We start from the raw sequence: 15,872 nt of genomic DNA, 5'->3' as shown, positions 1-15,872 counted from the left end.
GGGAGTGGGGAATCGGTAAAAGCGGGTTTCCGTGCCCAGTGTTGCTACAGGCCTTCGTCGGCTTGGAGGCGCGGCTGTTCCCATTCCCCTTTCCCGTTTCTCCATTCCCAGCCTCATTCCACACTCCTGATCCGATGCGAGCCGCGGCCCATCATCCGCAGCAGCAGGGCATTGGGCAGTAGTGCCGTGAGGCCGAGCAGGGCGCGGTAGACCGCGCCGGGGACCACCCGCACCTTGCCGCGTTCGGCGCCGTCGATGCCGGCGCGGGCCACGGCGGCGGTCTGCAGCCAGATCCAGCGCGGCAGGGCGTTCATCTGTTCGCGGGTGCCGGTGACGTCGTGGAACTCGGACCAGGTGAAGCCGGGGCACAGCGCGCAGACACCGACGCCGCGGTCGGCGTTCTCCAGCGCCAGCGATTCGCTGAAGCGCAGCATGAAGCTCTTCGCCGCCGCATACAGGGTATGGCCGTCCGCGCCGGGCACCAGGGCGGCGAACGAGGCGACGTTGAGGATGCGGCCGTGGCCGCTGGCGCGCAGCGCCGGCAGCAGCCGCCAGGTCAGTTCGCAGACCGCGCCGACCATCACCTGCAGGAACGCCGCGTGCACCGCCCAGTCCTGGGCGATGTAGCGGCCGGGCACGCCGTAGCCGGCGTTGTTGACCAGGATCCGCACCGCCAGCCCGCGCCGTTCGATCTCGGCCACCAGCGCGGCTGGCGCGGCCGGATCGGCCAGGTCCGCGACCAGTACCTCCACCGGCACCTGCGGCCGCAGTTCGGCGGCCAGCGTCTGCAACTGCGCCTCGCGGCGCGCGGTCAGGATCAGCGGCACGCCGCGGCGGGCGTATTCGCGGGCGATCTCGCGGCCGATGCCGCTGGAGGCGCCGGTGATCAGGGCGTAGCCGGGAAGCTGGGTCATGACGGTCTCTGGGCGTGGAGCGGGCGGCGTGGCGCAGGGCGGGGCAGGGGCGATGCCTGCCCTTGGCGGCGCATCGGCTATCCTCTCGGCACTTTTTCGCCGGAGATGCGCCGATGCGACGCAAGATCGTAGCCGGAAACTGGAAATTGCATGGCACCCGCCACTTCGCCGCCGACCTGGTACGGGAGATCGTCACCGGGCTGCACGAGGCCGAGCACGGCGTGGAGGTCGTGATCCTGCCGCCGCTGCCGTACCTGGGCGACCTGATCGAGCATTTCGAGGACCGGCTGCTGCGCTTCGGCGCGCAGGACGTCAGCAGCAACGAGAAGGGCGCCTACACCGGCGAGGTGTCGGCGGCGATGCTGGTGGACGTGGGCGCCGACTATGGCCTGGTCGGGCATTCGGAGCGGCGCCAGTACCACCAGGAGAGCAGCGAGCTGGTCGCGCGCAAGTTCGCCGCCGCCCTGCACGCCGGGCTGGTCCCGATCCTGTGCGTGGGCGAGACCCTGGAGCAGCGCGAGGCCGGGCGCACCGAGGCGGTCATCGCCGCGCAGCTGGCGCCGGTGCTGGATCTGGTCGGCGCCGAGGGCTTCGGCCGCGCGGTGGTGGCCTACGAGCCGGTCTGGGCGATCGGCACCGGCCGCACCGCCAGCCCGGCGCAGGCGCAGGCGGTGCACGCGTTCATCCGTGGCGAAGTGGCGGCGCGCGATGCTAGAATCGCGGATTCGTTGCCGATCCTGTATGGCGGCAGCGTCAAGCCCGACAACGCCGCCGAGCTGTTCGCGCAGCCGGATGTCGATGGTGGGCTGGTGGGCGGCGCCTCGCTGGTCGCCGCGGAATTCCTGGCCATCGTGCGAGCGGCGGCCACCTGTTGAGCGAACGGCCGCCGCTGGCGGCCGTTCGTCCCCCAAGTCGTACTGTCCGGACGGATTTCGAAATGCTGATGGTCATCCTCAATGTGGTCTACGTGCTGGTGGCGATCGCGATGATCGCGCTGATCCTGATGCAACGCGGCGCCGGTGCGGCGGCGGGTTCCGGGTTCGGCGCCGGCGCGTCCGGCACCGTGTTCGGATCGCGCGGCGCGTCCAACTTCCTGTCCAAGTCGACCAAGTGGCTGGCGGTGGTGTTCTTCGCCATCAGCCTGTTCATGGCCTGGTACGCCGGCCACAGCGCGCGTCCGGCCGACGCCAATCTGGGCGTGATGTCGCAGTCGGCCACCCCGGCGCCGGCTGCGCCGGCCGGCGAACTGCAGGTCCCGCAGGCGCCGTCGGCCGCCGCCGCGGCGCCGGCTGCCCCCGCCGCCGCCCCGGCCGCCCAGCAGGCGCCGGAAAAAGCGCAAGAAAAGTCGCCTGCCCCGTCGCAGAAAGACTGAAGGCGGTTACAATATGCTGCGCGGCGGGATTGCCGCGCAGGTTTTACGCAAGCCCAGGTGGCGGAATTGGTAGACGCACTACCTTGAGGTGGTAGCGACTTAGGTCGTAGGGGTTCGAGTCCCCTCTTGGGCACCATTGTTTGGCTACGGTTTCTGCGCGAAGGCATCACGCCCTCGCTCGGAGAATCGTCTATCCCATGCCTGCGCGGCACGCGTGCGGGCACAGGCAAGAGAGAATCGCGAGTGCTGGCCGAATATTTGCCGACCCTGCTGTTTCTGATCGTGGCCACCGGTATCGGCGTCGCGCTGATGCTGGTGGGGCGGTTCCTCGGTCCCCGGCGTCCCGACCTGAAGAAGCTCTCGCCGTACGAGTGCGGCTTCGAGGCCTTCGAGGACGCGCGCATGAAGTTCGACGTGCGCTACTACCTGATCGCCATCCAGTTCATCGTCTTCGATCTGGAAATCATCTTCATCGTGCCGTGGACGCAGGTGTTCATGGACCTGGGCGCTCGCTCCCTGGTCACCATGGGCCTGTTCGTCGGCATGCTGTTCCTCGGTTTTGTTTACGTGTGGAAGAAGGGAGCGCTGGAATGGGAGTGATTCAGACCCTGGATCGCCTGATGACCAACCCGATCCCGGAAGGGCGGGTGGACGACATCCTGCGTCCCGAAGGCGAAAACCCGCTGCTGGAAAAGGGCTACGTCACCACCAGCGTCGACGCGCTGCTGAACTGGGCGCGCACCGGCTCGATGTGGCCGATGACCTTCGGCCTGGCCTGCTGCGCAGTCGAGATGATGCACGCCGGCGCCGCGCGCCTGGACCTGGACCGCTACGGCGTGGTGTTCCGCCCGTCGCCGCGCCAGTCCGACGTGATGATCGTCGCCGGCACCCTGGTCAACAAGATGGCCCCGGCGCTGCGCAAGGTTTACGACCAGATGCCGGACCCGAAGTGGGTCATCTCGATGGGCAGCTGCGCCAACGGCGGCGGCTACTACCATTACTCGTATTCGGTGGTACGCGGCTGCGACCGCATCGTGCCGGTGGACGTCTACGTCCCCGGTTGCCCGCCGACCGCCGAGGCCCTGGTCTACGGCATCCTGCAGTTGCAGAAGAAGATCTGGCGAACCCAGACCATCGCGCGCTGATTCCTCTTTCCTCGAGAGCACGCCAAGCCCCCATGGCAGAGCAAGCATCTTCCTTTAGCGACCGACTCGGCGCCCGTTTTCCCGGCAGCCAGGTCTTCGTAGCCCTTCCGCGCGGCGAAGTCACCCTGGAAGTGCCGGCCGACGCCTGGCACGCCACCTGCCTGGCGCTGCGCGACGAGTTCGGTTTCGAACAGCTGTCCGACCTGTGCGGCGTCGATTACCTCGGCTACGGCAGCGACGAGTGGGATACCTCCGACGTGTCCTCGCACGGCTTCAGCCGCGGCGTCGAAGGCAAGGCCGTGGGCCGTTTCGCCTGGGGTGAGTTCCCCAGCGGTGAGGCTGCCGGCGGCGCCCAGCCGTTGCCGGTCCCACAGCAGCGTTTCGCGGTGCTGGCGCAGCTGATTTCCTACCGCCACAACCAGCGTCTGCGCGTGCGTTGCTACGCGCCGAACGAAGACCTGCCGGTGGTGGCCTCGGTCACCGACATCTGGCCGGGCGCCAACTGGTTCGAGCGCGAGGCGTTCGACCTGTTCGGCGTGGTCTTCGCCGGGCACCCGGACCTGCGCCGCATCCTCACCGACTACGGCTTCGTCGGCCATCCGTTCCGCAAGGATTTCCCGCTGATCGGCAACGTCGAAGTGCGCTACGACGAAGAGAAGCAGCGCGTGATCTACGAGCCGGTGACCTCGGTGGAGCCGCGCGTGGGCGTGCCGCGCGTGATCCGCGACGATGCGCGCTACCAGACCGCGGCGGGCGAAGCACAGAAGGAGTCCGCCAAGTGAGCGAGTACCACCAGGCGCACGACGGGTTCGCCAGCAATCCTGCCGAAGCCAAGCAGGAAATCCGCAACTACACGATGAACTTCGGCCCGCAGCATCCGGCCGCGCACGGCGTGCTGCGCCTGATCCTGGAAATGGACGGCGAGACCGTGGTCCGCGCCGATCCGCACATCGGCCTGCTGCACCGTGGCACCGAGAAGCTGGCCGAGTCCAAGCCGTTCAACCAGTCGATCGGCTACATGGATCGCCTGGACTACGTGTCGATGATGTGCAACGAGCACGCCTACGTCCGCGCGATCGAGACCCTGATGGGGATCGAGGCGCCGGAGCGTGCGCAGTACATCCGCACCATGTTCGACGAGATCACCCGCATCCTGAACCACCTGATGTGGGTCGGCTCCAACGGCCTGGATCTGGGCGCGATGGCGGTGATGCTGTACGCGTTCCGCGAGCGCGAAGAGCTGATGGACGTGTACGAGGCGGTGTCGGGCGCGCGCATGCACGCGACCTACTACCGTCCGGGCGGCGTCTACCGCGACCTGCCGGACCGCATGCCCAAGTACCAGGAATCGCGCTGGCACAAGGGCAATGCGCTGAAGCGGCTCAATGCCGCGCGCGAAGGCTCGATGCTGGACTTCCTGGAGGAGTTCACCAACACCTTCCCGGCGCGCGTGGACGAGTACGAGACCCTGCTCACCGACAACCGCATCTGGAAGCAGCGCACCGTCGGCATCGGCGTGGTCACCCCGGAGCAGGCCTATGCCTGGGGCATGACCGGCGCCATGCTGCGCGGCTCGGGCATCGCCTGGGACCTGCGCAAGAAGCAGCCGTACGCCAAGTACGACAGCGTCGATTTCGACATTCCGCTCGGCACCAACGGCGACTGCTACGACCGCTACCTGGTGCGCGTGGCCGAGATGCGCGAGTCCAACCGCATCATCAAGCAGTGCGTGCAGTGGCTGAAGGCCAACCCGGGCCCGGTCATGGTCGAGAACTTCAAGGTGGCGCCGCCCAAGCGCGCCGAGATGAAGGACGACATGGAAGCGCTGATCCATCACTTCAAGCTGTTCAGTGAAGGCTACTGCGTGCCGGCCGGCGAGACCTACTGCGCGGTCGAGGCGCCGAAGGGCGAGTTCGGCTGCTACCTGATGTCCGACGGCGCCAACAAGCCGTTCCGCGTGCACCTGCGTGCGCCGGGCTTCGCCCATCTGTCGTCGATGGACGCGATCGTGCGCGGCCACATGCTGGCCGACGTGGTGGCGATGATTGGTACCTATGATCTGGTGTTTGGTGAGGTCGACCGATGAAGGCGACAGGTAATTTCGAAGCGGCGCGCGACGTCGATCCGATGGTGGTGCTGAGCGACAAGACGCGCGCGCACATCGATCACTGGCTGAGCAAGTTCCCGCCGGACCGCAAGCGTTCGGCGGTGCTGCAGGGCCTGCACGCCGCGCAGGAACAGAACCAGGGCTGGCTGACCGACGAACTGATCGCCGGCGTGGCCAAGTACCTGGAGCTGCCGCCGGTGTGGGCCTACGAGGTCGCCAGCTTCTACTCGATGTTCGAGACCGAGAAGGTCGGCCGCAACAACGTCGCGTTCTGCACCAACATCAGCTGCTGGCTCAACGGTGCCGAGGATCTGGTCGCGCACGCCGAGAAGAAGCTCGGCTGCAAGCTGGGCCAGTCCACCGCCGACGGCCGCGTCTACCTCAAGCGCGAGGAAGAGTGCCTGGCCGGTTGCGCCGGCGCACCGATGATGGTCATCAACGGCCACTACCATGAGCATCTGACCAAGGACAAGGTCGACGAATTGCTGGACGGGTTGGAGTAACGGCAATGGCACAGCATCCCCACGCCCCCACCGGTCCGGTCGGCCCCGCGCCGCAGCCGCACCAGGTGGTGTACACCACGCTGCACTACGACACCCCGTGGTCCTACGAGAGCTACCTGAAGACCGGTGGCTACGCCGCGCTGCGCAAGATCCTCGAAGAGAAGATCCCGCCGGAGCAGGTGATCGAGATGGTCAAACAGTCGAACCTGCGCGGCCGTGGCGGCGCCGGCTTCCCGACCGGCCTGAAGTGGTCGTTCATGCCCAAGGGCGCGCCGCAGAAGTACATCCTGTGCAACTCGGACGAGTCCGAGCCGGGCACCTGCAAGGACCGCGACATCCTGCGCTACAACCCGCATTCGGTAGTGGAGGGCATGGCCATCGCCTGCTACGCCACCGGCTCCACCGTGGGCTACAACTACCTGCGCGGCGAATTCCACCACGAGCCGTTCGAGCATTTCGAGCAGGCCCTGGCCGATGCCTACGCCAATGGCTGGCTGGGCAAGGACATCCTCGGCAGCGGCATCGACATCGACATCTACGGCGCCCTCGGTGCCGGCGCCTACATCTGCGGCGAAGAGACCGCGCTGATGGAGTCGCTGGAAGGCAAGAAGGGCCAGCCGCGCTACAAGCCGCCGTTCCCGGCCAACTTCGGCCTGTACGGCAAGCCGTCGACGATCAACAACACCGAGACCTACGCGTCGGTGCCGGCGATCATCCGCAACGGCCCGGAATGGTTCCTGGGCTTGAGCAAGACCAAGAACGGTGGCCCGAAGATCTTCTCGGTGTCCGGCTGCGTGCAGAAGGGCGGCAACTTCGAAGTGCCGCTGGGCACCACCTTCGACGAACTGCTGGAAATGGCCGGCGGGCTGAAGCCGGGTCGCACCCTCAAGGGCGCGATCCCGGGCGGCGTGTCGATGCCGGTGCTGAAGGCCGAGCAGCTCAAAGACCTGCAGATGGACTACGACACCCTGCGCGCACTGGGCACCGGCCTGGGCTCGGGTGCGATCGTGGTGCTGGACGACAGCGTGTGCTGCGTGAAGTTCGCCTGCCGCATCTCGCAGTTCTTCCACAAGGAGTCCTGCGGCCAGTGCACCCCGTGCCGCGAAGGTACCGGCTGGATGCATCGCGTGCTGGAGCGCATCGTGGCCGGCAAGGCCACGATGGAAGACCTGCACCAGCTGCGCACCGTCGCCGGGCAGATCGAAGGCCACACCATCTGCGCCTTCGGCGAAGCGGCGGCCTGGCCGATCCAGGGCTTCCTGCGCCAGTTCTGGGACGAATTCGAGTACTACATCGTCAACGGTCATTCGATGGTTGACGGCAAGAAGCTGGAGGCAGCCGCCGCATGAGCGCGCAACCCAACAATCCCGGCGCGACCCCCGCGGTCGTGCCGGAAGGCCATGTGACCGTCGAGATCGACGGCCAGTCGCTGGTCGTGCCGAAGGGCTCGATGATCATCCAGGCCGCCGACAAGGCCGGCATCCCGATCCCGCGCTTCTGCTACCACGAGAAGCTGCCGATCGCGGCCAACTGCCGCATGTGCCTGGTCGATGTCGAGAAGTCGCCCAAGCCGTCGCCGGCCTGCGCCACGCCGGTCATGGACGGCATGAAGGTGCAGACGCGCAGCGACAAGGCGCTGAAGTACCAGCGCAGCGTCATGGAATTCCTGCTGATCAACCATCCGCTGGACTGCCCGATCTGCGATCAGGGCGGCGAGTGCGAGTTGCAGGACGTGTCGCTGGGCTATGGCCGTTCGGTCAGCCGCTTCAACGAGCGCAAGCGCGTGGTGCCGGACGAGGACATCGGGCCGCTGGTCGCCACCGAGATGACCCGCTGCATCCAGTGCACCCGCTGCGTGCGCTTCACCGCGGACATCGCCGGCACCTACGAGCTGGGCGGCATGTACCGCGGCGAGAACCTGCAGATCGGCACCTACGACGGCAAGCCGCTGACCACCGAGCTGTCCGGCAACGTGGTCGACGTGTGCCCGGTCGGCGCGCTGACCAACAAGGTGTTCCAGTTCCGCGCGCGGCCCTGGGAACTGGTGGCGCGCGAGTCGCTGGGCTACCACGACGCGATGGGCTCCAACCTGTTCCTGCACGTGCGCCGCGGCGAAGTGCTGCGCACCGTGCCGCGCGACAACGAAGCGGTCAACGAGTGCTGGCTGTCCGACCGCGACCGCTACTCGCACCAGGGCCTGTACGCCGAGGACCGCGCGCTGCGGCCGATGCGCAAGGTCGACGGGCAGTGGCGCGAGGTGTCGTGGGCCGAAGGGCTGTCCGCCGCGAGCGAGATCCTCAAGGCCAACCGCGGCGACGCGCTGGGCGTGCTCGCGCATCCGTCCACCTCCAACGAGGAGGGCGCGCTGCTGGCGCGCCTGGCCGACGGTCTGGACAGCGGCAACCTCGATCACCGCGTGTACAACCGCGACTTCTCCGATGCCGCGCTGGCCGAACCGTTCGCGCTGCCGCTGGCGGAGATCGAGCAGGCCGACGTGGTGGTGATCCTGGGCAGCAACCTGCGCCATGAACTGCCGCTGCTGCATGCACGCCTGCGCAAGGCGCGGATGCAGCACCAGACCAAGGTGTACTCGATCAACCCGGTCGATTTCGACGTGGCCTTCGACCAGGCCGGCCGCCAGATCGTGGCGCCGTCGAAGTTCGCCGAGGCGCTGGCCGACGCCGCGCTGCGCGAGGCGGTGCAGGGCGCCGGCCGTGCGGTGCTGATCGTCGGCGCGCTGGCCGAGAACCATCCGCAGGCCGCCGCCCTGCGTGCCGCCGCGCGCGACTTCGCCGCCGCCACCGGCGCGGCGCTGTGCCGCATCCCGCAGGGCGCCAACGCGCTGGGCCTGTCGCGCTACGGCGTGCTGCCGCGCGGTCGCAACGTCGCCGCGATGCTGGCCGAGCCGCGCAGCGCCTACGTGCTGTACGGCCTGGAGCCGGGCCTGGACTTCGCCGACGCCGCCGCCGCGCGCAGCGCGCTGGCCGGCGCCAAGGTGGTGGCGTTCAGCCACTTCGCCTGCGCCTCCACCCGCGACGTGGCCGATGTGATCCTGCCGATCGGCGCGCTGCCGGAAATCGAGGCGACGCTGACCAACCTCAACGGCAGCGACCAGCGCACCCGCGCCGGCGGCAAGCTGCCGGGCGAGGCCCGCGAGGGCTGGCGCGTGCTGCGCGCGCTCGGCGGCGAGCTGGGCCTGCCTGGCTTCGAGTTCATCGACCTGGCCGGGCTGCGCGACGGCCTGCAGCCGCGCGAGGTCGCCGCGGCGAGCTCGGCGCAGCCGGCACGCCAGGACGAGGGCCTGGAACTGGCCGCCAGTCCGGCGATCTACCGCACCGATGCGGTGGTGCGCCGCGCGCAGGCGCTGCAGCAGCATCCGCTGAACCGCGCGCCGGGCATTGCGCTGCATCCGGACGAGGCGGCGCGCCTGGGCCTGAGCGACGGGCAGATGGTCAAGGTCGGCACCGCGGCGGGTAGCGCCACGTTGCCGCTGGCGACGGACAAGCGGGTCGCGCCGGGCGCGGCCTGGATCGAAACGGGCCACGGCGCGACCGCGCCGCTGGGCGCCGGTCGGGTGACGGTGGTGGCTGCATGAACGAGATGCTGTTGAACGTGGTCGACCCGCTGCACCAGTGGTTCCTCGGCCTGGGCGCCCTCGGCGTGGTTCTGTGGATCGTGCTGAAGATCCTGCTGATCGCCATGCCGGTGATCATCGCGGTGGCGTTCTACGTGGTCTGGGAGCGCAAGCTGATCGGCTGGATGCATGTGCGCCACGGGCCGATGTACGTGGGCATGGGCATCTTCCAGGCCTTCGCCGACGTCTTCAAACTGCTGTTCAAGGAAATCATCCAGCCCAGCAGCTCGCACAAGGCGATGTTCGTGATCGCGCCGCTGATCACCCTGGCGCCGGCCTTCGCCGCCTGGGCGGTGGTGCCGTTCGACGCCAAGCTGGTGCTGTCCAACGCCAACGCCGGCCTGCTGTACCTGCTGGCGATGACCTCGCTGGGCGTGTACGGCATCATCCTGGCCGGCTGGGCGTCCAACTCCAAGTACGCCTTCCTGGGGGCGATGCGCTCGGCGGCGCAGGTGGTCAGCTACGAGATCGCGATGGGCTTCGCCCTGGTCGGCGTGATGATCGCGGCCGGCAGCCTGAACCTGAGCACGATCGTGCAGGCGCAGGCCGGCAGCTCCGGGTTCTTCGACTGGTTCCTGATTCCGCTGTTCCCGCTGTTCATCGTGTACTGGGTGTCCGGCGTGGCCGAGACCAACCGCGCGCCGTTCGACGTGGTCGAAGGCGAGTCGGAAATCGTCGCCGGCCACATGGTCGAGTATTCGGGCGGTGCGTTCGCGCTGTTCTTCTTGGCCGAATACGCCAACATGATCCTGGTCAGCTTCCTGGTCTCGATCTTCTTCCTGGGCGGCTGGCTGAGCCCGATCCAGGGCTGGGTCACCGCGGACATCTCGCCGTGGGTCAACTGGATCTGGACCGGCGGCTGGCCGTGGCTGCTGATGAAGGTGCTGTTCTTCGCCAGCGCGTACATCTGGTTCCGCGCCAGCTTCCCGCGCTACCGCTACGACCAGATCATGCGCCTGGGCTGGAAGGTGTTCATCCCGCTGACGATCGTGTGGATCGCGGTGACGGCATTGATGGTGTTCTACGGCGTGATCCAGAAGGGCGTGTAAGCGATGAATAAAATCACCCATTACTTCAAGAGCCTGCTGCTGCTCGAGCTGCTCGGCGGCCTGTGGCTGACCTTGAAGTACACGTTCCGTCCCAAGTACACCGTGCTGTACCCGATGGAGAAGTTCCCGCAGTCGCCGCGCTTCCGCGGTCTGCACGCGCTGCGCCGCTATCCCAACGGCGAAGAGCGCTGCATCGCCTGCAAGCTGTGCGAGGCGGTGTGCCCGGCGCTGGCGATCACCATCGACTCGACCAAGCGCGAGGACGGCACCCGCCGCACCACCCGCTACGACATCGACCTGTTCAAGTGCATCTACTGCGGCTTCTGCGAGGAAAGCTGCCCGGTGGATTCGATCGTGGAGACCCAGGTGCTGGAGTACCACTTCGAAAAGCGCGGCGAGAACATCGTCACCAAGCCGCAGTTGCTGGCGATCGGAGACCGGCTCGAGGCCGAGATCGCCGAGCGCCGCGCTGCCGACGCTCCCTTCCGCTGAGGTTCCGAAATGGATTGGGTCAATATCGCTTTCTGGATCTTCGCCACCATCGCCGCGGTCGCCGCCGGCGCGGTGATCAGCGTGCGCAACCCCGTGTACGCGGTGCTGTGCCTGATCCTGACGTTCTTTTCCATCGCCTGCGTGTGGCTGCTGGTGGGCGCCGAGTTCCTCGGCGTGACCCTGGTGCTGGTCTACGTCGGCGCGGTGATGGTGCTGTTCCTGTTCGTGGTGATGATGCTGGACATCGACACCGCCCGCATGCGCGAAGGCTGGGTGCGCTACCTGCCGGTGGGCCTGGTGGTGGCAGTGGCGATGCTGGTGCAGATGGTCACCCTGATCGGCGTGAAGGCGCGCAGCGCGGCGCCGTTCCCGGCCGACAACGCCGCGGCGCAGGCCGCCGACACCTCCAACATCACCTGGCTGGCCAAGACCCTGTTCACCCAGTTCCTGCTGCCGTTCGAGTTCGCCGCGATCATCCTGACCGTGGCGGTCGTGGCCGCCGTGATGCTGACCCTGCGCAAGCGCACCGGCATCAAGACCCAGAACCCGGGCGACCAGTCGCGGGTCAAGGCCGGCGACCGTCTGCGCATGGTCAAGATGGCCGCCGAAAAGCCCACGCTCCACACTCCGCCGGCATCGCAGGAGGGCCAGCCATGATCTCCCTAGGCCATCTGCTGGCGCTCGGCGCGGTGCTGTTCTGCATCGCCCTGGCCGGCATCTTCCTCAACCGCAAGAACGTCATCGTGCTGCTGATGTCGATCGAGCTGATGCTGCTGTCGGTCAACATCAACTTCGTCGCCTTCTCGCGCGAGCTCGGCGACGCCGCCGGCCAGTTGTTCGTGTTCTTCATCCTGACCGTGGCCGCGGCCGAAGCCGCCATCGGCCTCGCGATCCTGGTGACGCTGTTCCGTACCCGCCACACGATCAACGTGGCCGAAGTCGATTCGCTGAAGGGCTGACCTGCAGATGGAAATTACGCTCTCTAAGAGTCTGCTGATCGCGGTGGTGCTGGCCCCGCTGGTCGGCAGCATCATCGCCGGCCTGTTCGGCCGTCAGGTCGGCCGCAAGGGCGCGCAGTTCGCCACCATCCTCGGCGTCGCGGTCAGCTGTGCACTGTCGTGCTGGACCCTGTACCAGTTGGTGGGGCAGGGCGCCTCGCCGTTCAACCAGAACCTCTACACCTTCTTCGAGGTCGGCCACTATTCGGCCCACGTCGGCTTCATGGTCGACCGCCTGACCGCGATGATGATGGTGGTGGTGACCTTCGTGTCGCTGCTGGTGCACATCTACACCATCGGCTACATGGCCGACGATCCGGGCTACCAGCGCTTCTTCAGCTACATCTCGCTGTTCACCTTCTCGATGCTGAGCCTGGTGATGAGCAACAACTTCCTGCAGCTGTTCTTCGGCTGGGAAGCGGTGGGCCTGGTGTCGTACCTGCTGATCGGCTTCTGGTTCAAGCGCCCGACCGCGGTGTTCGCCAACATGAAGGCGTTCCTGGTCAACCGCGTCGGCGACTTCGGTTTCATCCTCGGCATCGCCGGCGTGCTGCTGTGGTTCGGCACGCTGGACTACGCCAGCGTGTTCGCCAACGCCACCGCGGTGCTGGGCAGCGATGCCGCCGGCGGTCTGGCCCAGGTGCAGCTGTTCCAGGGTCATGCCTGGAACGTCTCCACCATCATCTGCGTGTGCCTGTTCATCGGCGCCATGGGCAAGTCGGCGCAGGTGCCGCTGCACGTGTGGCTGCCGGACTCGATGGAAGGCCCGACCCCGATCTCGGCACTGATCCACGCCGCGACCATGGTCACCGCCGGCATCTTCATGGTGGCGCGCATGTCGCCGCTGTTCGAACTGTCGCAGACCGCGCTGAACTTCGTGCTGGTCGTCGGCGCCACCACCGCGTTCTTCACCGGCCTGATCGGCATCGTGCAGAACGACATCAAGCGCGTGGTCGCCTACTCGACGCTGTCGCAGCTGGGCTACATGACCGTGGCGTTGGGCGTGTCGGCGTACTCGGCCGCGGTGTTCCACCTGATGACCCACGCCTTCTTCAAGGCGCTGCTGTTCCTGGCGGCCGGCTCGGTGATCATCGGCATGCACCACGAGCAGGACATGCGCAAGATGGGCGGCCTGCGCAAGTACATGCCGATCACCTACTGGACCAGCGTCATCGGTACCCTGGCGCTGGTCGGCACCCCGTTCTTCGCCGGCTTCTACTCCAAGGACACCATCATCGAGGCGGCGCAGCACCACGCGCACACCTCGCATGGCTGGATCGCGACCTACGGCTACTGGGCCGTGCTCGGCGGCGTGCTGATCACCAGCTTCTACAGCTTCCGCCTGCTGTTCCTGACCTTCCATGGTCAGGAGCGCTTCCGCGATGCGCATGCGCACCACGATGCGCATCATGCCGACGCCCACGGTGCGCATGCCCACGACGATCACGCACACGACGATCACGATCACGGCCACGGCCACCACGGCGCGCACGAACCGCACGAGTCGCCGTGGGTGGTGACGGTGCCGCTGATCCTGCTGGCGATTCCGTCGATCGCGATCGGCTTCTTCACCATCGGCCCGATGCTGTTCGGCACCGACTGGGCGGGGCACCATGCCGCGGCGGCGATCAAGGGCCAGGCGGTCAGCTTCTTCACCGGCATCGTCGACTTCTACGATCCGGCGCGCGACACCGTCGGCGCGCTGGCCGAGGAGTTCCACGGCCCGGTCGCGTTCGCCCTGCACGGCCTGACCCAGCCGCCGTTCTTCCTGACCCTGGCCGGCTTCGCCCTGGCCTGGATCCTGTACCTGTGGAAGCCGGAATTGGCGGCGAAGGCGCGCAAGACCTTCTCGGTGCCGGTGTGGATCCTCGAGAACAAGTACGGTTTCGACAAGCTCTGGATCGGCGGTTTCGCCGGCGGTGGCGTGCGCCTGGGCAAGGTGTCGCGCGCGGTGGATACGCATGTCGTGGACGGCGTCATGGTCAACGGCACCGCACGCGTGATCGACCTGGCGGCCAATCTGCTGCGTCGCACGCAATCCGGTTTCCTCTATCACTACGCCTTCGCGATGATCGTCGGTCTCATTGCCCTGCTGGGCGTGCTGATGCATTTCTGGCGTTGACCTGTACGGAATAAGAACACGTGTCGAACTGGCCTCTACTCTCCATCCTGATCTGGCTGCCGATCATCGGCGGCGCCCTGGTGCTCGCCCTGAGTGACGCGCGTGCGGCGCGCTGGGCGTCGCTGCTGGTGGCGTTGCTGACCTTCGCGCTCAGCCTGCCGCTGCTCACCGGTTTCGACTACGCCAGCGACGCGCTGCAGTTCGTCGAGACCCATGCCTGGATCCCGGCATACGACATCGGCTACAACCTCGGCGCCGACGGCATCGCGGTGGCGCTGATCGTGCTGACCACGCTGGTCACGGTGCTGGCGCTGATCGGCGCGTGGACCTCGATCGACAAGCGCGTCAACCAGTATGTGGCCGCGTTCCTGATCCTGGAAGGCGTCACCGTCGGCATCTTCTCCGCCACCGACGCGATGCTGTTCTACGTGTTCTTCGAGGCGATGCTGATCCCGATGTTCCTGATCATCGGCATCTGGGGCGGCCCGCGCCGCATCTACGCCGCGGTCAAGTTCTTCCTGTACACCTTCCTCGGCTCGGTGTTGATGCTGGTCGGGTTGATCTACCTGTACCTGAAGGGCGGCAGCTTCCAGCTCGCCGACCTGTACCAGCTGTCGCTGACCTCGAAGGAACAGACCTGGCTGTTCTTCGCCTTCCTGATCGCCTTCGCGGTCAAGGTGCCGATGTTCCCGGTGCACACCTGGCTGCCGGACGCGCACGTGGAAGCACCGACCGCCGGTTCGGTGATCCTGGCGGCGATCGCGTTGAAGATCGGTGGTTACGGCTTCCTGCGCTTCAACCTGCCGATCCTGCCCGATGCCAGCAACGAGTGGGCGTGGCTGGTGATCGCGCTGTCGCTGATCGCGGTGATCTACGTCGGCCTGGTCGCCCTGGTCCAGGACGACATGAAGAAGCTGATCGCCTACTCGTCGATCGCGCACATGGGCTTCGTCACCCTCGGCACCTTCGTCGCCTTCGCCCTGGTCGGCTTCGGCAGTACCGATGCGGCCCGGTTGGGCCTGCAGGGCGCGATGGTGCAGATGATCTCGCACGGTTTCGTGTCCGGCGCGATGTTCTCCTGCGTCGGCGTGCTGTACGACCGCATGCACACCCGCCGCATCGCCGACTACGGCGGCGTGGTCAACGTGATGCCGTGGTTCGCGACCTTCGCGATGCTGTTCTTCATGGCCAATGCGGGCCTGCCGGGCACCAGCGGCTTCGTCGGCGAGTTCATGGTCATCATGGCCAGCTTCCAGGCGCACCCGCTGCTGGCCTTCGGCGCGGCGACCACCCTGGTGATCACCGCCGCCTACACCCTGTGGCTTTACAAGCGCGTGTTCTTCGGCGAGGTCGCCAATGCGCACGTGGCCGAGCTGAAGGACATCAACGGCCGCGAGGCGCTGGTGCTGGGCGTGTTCGCGCTCGGCGTGCTGGCCCTGGGCCTGTATCCGAAGCCGTTGACCGACCTGATGGAGCCCTCGATCGCGAAGCTGGCGGCGCAGATCGCCACCAGCAAGCTGTAAGCGGCCGTCGAGC

Annotated in this window: 16 protein-coding genes and 1 tRNA gene; 16 read left to right on the top strand and 1 reads right to left on the bottom strand. The window is 67.0% G+C overall.

Annotated features, from left to right (window positions below):
* Positions 1–113 precede the first annotated feature (113 nt).
* A complete protein-coding gene (locus SLW56_RS01325; RefSeq protein WP_320694245.1) occupies positions 114–914 on the bottom strand; it encodes an SDR family NAD(P)-dependent oxidoreductase in 801 nt (266 codons plus the stop codon).
* A 113-nt stretch (positions 915–1,027) separates the two neighbouring features.
* Here SLW56_RS01325 and tpiA point away from each other — a divergent pair, with 113 nt between their 5' ends.
* The 16 genes from tpiA to SLW56_RS01245 all read left to right on the top strand — a co-directional run bounded on the left by tpiA (position 1,028) and on the right by SLW56_RS01245 (position 15,859).
* On the top strand, positions 1,028–1,789 hold the full coding sequence (tpiA, locus tag SLW56_RS01320; RefSeq protein WP_043092571.1) for a triose-phosphate isomerase: 762 nt from the start codon (positions 1,028–1,030) through the stop codon (positions 1,787–1,789).
* Positions 1,790–1,851: 62 nt separating this feature from the next.
* A complete protein-coding gene (gene secG / locus SLW56_RS01315) occupies positions 1,852–2,286 on the top strand; it encodes a preprotein translocase subunit SecG (protein WP_152245707.1) in 435 nt (144 codons plus the stop codon).
* A 51-nt stretch (positions 2,287–2,337) separates the two neighbouring features.
* Positions 2,338–2,422, top strand: a tRNA-Leu gene (locus tag SLW56_RS01310).
* Between the two features lie 107 nt (positions 2,423–2,529).
* Positions 2,530–2,886, top strand: coding sequence for an NADH-quinone oxidoreductase subunit A (locus tag SLW56_RS01305; protein ID WP_010343005.1), 357 nt, complete (start codon positions 2,530–2,532; stop codon positions 2,884–2,886).
* Positions 2,877–3,431, top strand: coding sequence for an NADH-quinone oxidoreductase subunit B (locus tag SLW56_RS01300; protein WP_010343006.1), 555 nt, complete (start codon positions 2,877–2,879; stop codon positions 3,429–3,431). The genes SLW56_RS01305 and SLW56_RS01300 overlap by 10 nt, the downstream gene beginning before the upstream one ends.
* A gap of 32 nt (positions 3,432–3,463) precedes the next feature.
* The gene (locus SLW56_RS01295) at positions 3,464–4,213 is read left to right on the top strand and encodes an NADH-quinone oxidoreductase subunit C (protein ID WP_026144075.1); all 750 of its coding nucleotides are present in this window, start codon (positions 3,464–3,466) and stop codon (positions 4,211–4,213) included.
* On the top strand, positions 4,210–5,517 hold the full coding sequence (locus tag SLW56_RS01290; RefSeq protein ID WP_017912135.1) for an NADH-quinone oxidoreductase subunit D: 1,308 nt from the start codon (positions 4,210–4,212) through the stop codon (positions 5,515–5,517). The genes SLW56_RS01295 and SLW56_RS01290 overlap by 4 nt, the downstream gene beginning before the upstream one ends.
* A complete protein-coding gene (gene nuoE, locus SLW56_RS01285; RefSeq protein ID WP_010343009.1) occupies positions 5,514–6,041 on the top strand; it encodes an NADH-quinone oxidoreductase subunit NuoE in 528 nt (175 codons plus the stop codon). The genes SLW56_RS01290 and nuoE overlap by 4 nt, the downstream gene beginning before the upstream one ends.
* A gap of 5 nt (positions 6,042–6,046) precedes the next feature.
* Entirely contained in the window at positions 6,047–7,390 is a 1,344-nt protein-coding gene (gene nuoF, locus SLW56_RS01280; RefSeq protein ID WP_148828923.1) for an NADH-quinone oxidoreductase subunit NuoF, read from the top strand.
* On the top strand, positions 7,387–9,636 hold the full coding sequence (gene nuoG / locus SLW56_RS01275) for an NADH-quinone oxidoreductase subunit NuoG (RefSeq protein ID WP_295970846.1): 2,250 nt from the start codon (positions 7,387–7,389) through the stop codon (positions 9,634–9,636). The genes nuoF and nuoG overlap by 4 nt, the downstream gene beginning before the upstream one ends.
* The gene (gene nuoH / locus SLW56_RS01270) at positions 9,633–10,724 is read left to right on the top strand and encodes an NADH-quinone oxidoreductase subunit NuoH (RefSeq protein ID WP_017908129.1); all 1,092 of its coding nucleotides are present in this window, start codon (positions 9,633–9,635) and stop codon (positions 10,722–10,724) included. Before nuoG ends, nuoH begins: the two co-directional genes overlap by 4 nt.
* A gap of 3 nt (positions 10,725–10,727) precedes the next feature.
* Positions 10,728–11,216: an NADH-quinone oxidoreductase subunit NuoI gene (gene nuoI / locus SLW56_RS01265; RefSeq protein WP_012915532.1), complete on the top strand. Its 489-nt coding sequence runs from the start codon at positions 10,728–10,730 to the stop codon at positions 11,214–11,216.
* A gap of 9 nt (positions 11,217–11,225) precedes the next feature.
* The gene (locus SLW56_RS01260; RefSeq protein ID WP_017908130.1) at positions 11,226–11,873 is read left to right on the top strand and encodes an NADH-quinone oxidoreductase subunit J; all 648 of its coding nucleotides are present in this window, start codon (positions 11,226–11,228) and stop codon (positions 11,871–11,873) included.
* Positions 11,870–12,175 (top strand): NADH-quinone oxidoreductase subunit NuoK, encoded by a 306-nt coding sequence (gene nuoK, locus SLW56_RS01255; RefSeq protein WP_017908131.1) that lies wholly within the window; start codon positions 11,870–11,872, stop codon positions 12,173–12,175. Before SLW56_RS01260 ends, nuoK begins: the two co-directional genes overlap by 4 nt.
* Positions 12,176–12,182: 7 nt before the next feature.
* A complete protein-coding gene (nuoL, locus tag SLW56_RS01250) occupies positions 12,183–14,336 on the top strand; it encodes an NADH-quinone oxidoreductase subunit L (protein ID WP_320694244.1) in 2,154 nt (717 codons plus the stop codon).
* Between the two features lie 20 nt (positions 14,337–14,356).
* On the top strand, positions 14,357–15,859 hold the full coding sequence (locus SLW56_RS01245) for an NADH-quinone oxidoreductase subunit M (RefSeq protein WP_320694243.1): 1,503 nt from the start codon (positions 14,357–14,359) through the stop codon (positions 15,857–15,859).
* The last annotated feature ends 13 nt before the right edge of the window (positions 15,860–15,872 follow it).

Origin of the sequence: Xanthomonas sp. LF07-6 (genome assembly GCF_034105445.1) — a bacterium.
GTDB classification, from domain to species: domain Bacteria; phylum Pseudomonadota; class Gammaproteobacteria; order Xanthomonadales; family Xanthomonadaceae; genus Xanthomonas_A; species Xanthomonas_A sontii.
The sequence above is the reverse complement of the archived record's forward strand: the minus strand, read 5'-3'. Positions and strand labels throughout refer to the sequence as shown.

Bases quoted from the DNA above. Each gene is read 5' to 3' on its own strand.
- secG (WP_152245707.1), top strand. From the start codon at position 1,852: ATGCTGATGGTCATCCTCAATGTGGTCTACGTGCTGGTGGCGATCGCG.
- SLW56_RS01295 (WP_026144075.1), top strand. From the start codon at position 3,464: ATGGCAGAGCAAGCATCTTCCTTTAGCGACCGACTCGGCGCCCGTTTT.
- nuoH (WP_017908129.1), top strand. From the start codon at position 9,633: ATGAACGAGATGCTGTTGAACGTGGTCGACCCGCTGCACCAGTGGTTC.
- nuoE (WP_010343009.1), top strand. From the start codon at position 5,514: ATGAAGGCGACAGGTAATTTCGAAGCGGCGCGCGACGTCGATCCGATG.
- tpiA (WP_043092571.1), top strand. From the start codon at position 1,028: ATGCGACGCAAGATCGTAGCCGGAAACTGGAAATTGCATGGCACCCGC.
- nuoF (WP_148828923.1), top strand. From the start codon at position 6,047: ATGGCACAGCATCCCCACGCCCCCACCGGTCCGGTCGGCCCCGCGCCG.
- SLW56_RS01260 (WP_017908130.1), top strand. From the start codon at position 11,226: ATGGATTGGGTCAATATCGCTTTCTGGATCTTCGCCACCATCGCCGCG.
- SLW56_RS01300 (WP_010343006.1), top strand. From the start codon at position 2,877: ATGGGAGTGATTCAGACCCTGGATCGCCTGATGACCAACCCGATCCCG.
- nuoI (WP_012915532.1), top strand. From the start codon at position 10,728: ATGAATAAAATCACCCATTACTTCAAGAGCCTGCTGCTGCTCGAGCTG.
- nuoG (WP_295970846.1), top strand. From the start codon at position 7,387: ATGAGCGCGCAACCCAACAATCCCGGCGCGACCCCCGCGGTCGTGCCG.
- SLW56_RS01325 (WP_320694245.1), bottom strand. From the start codon at position 914: ATGACCCAGCTTCCCGGCTACGCCCTGATCACCGGCGCCTCCAGCGGC.
- nuoL (WP_320694244.1), top strand. From the start codon at position 12,183: ATGGAAATTACGCTCTCTAAGAGTCTGCTGATCGCGGTGGTGCTGGCC.
- nuoK (WP_017908131.1), top strand. From the start codon at position 11,870: ATGATCTCCCTAGGCCATCTGCTGGCGCTCGGCGCGGTGCTGTTCTGC.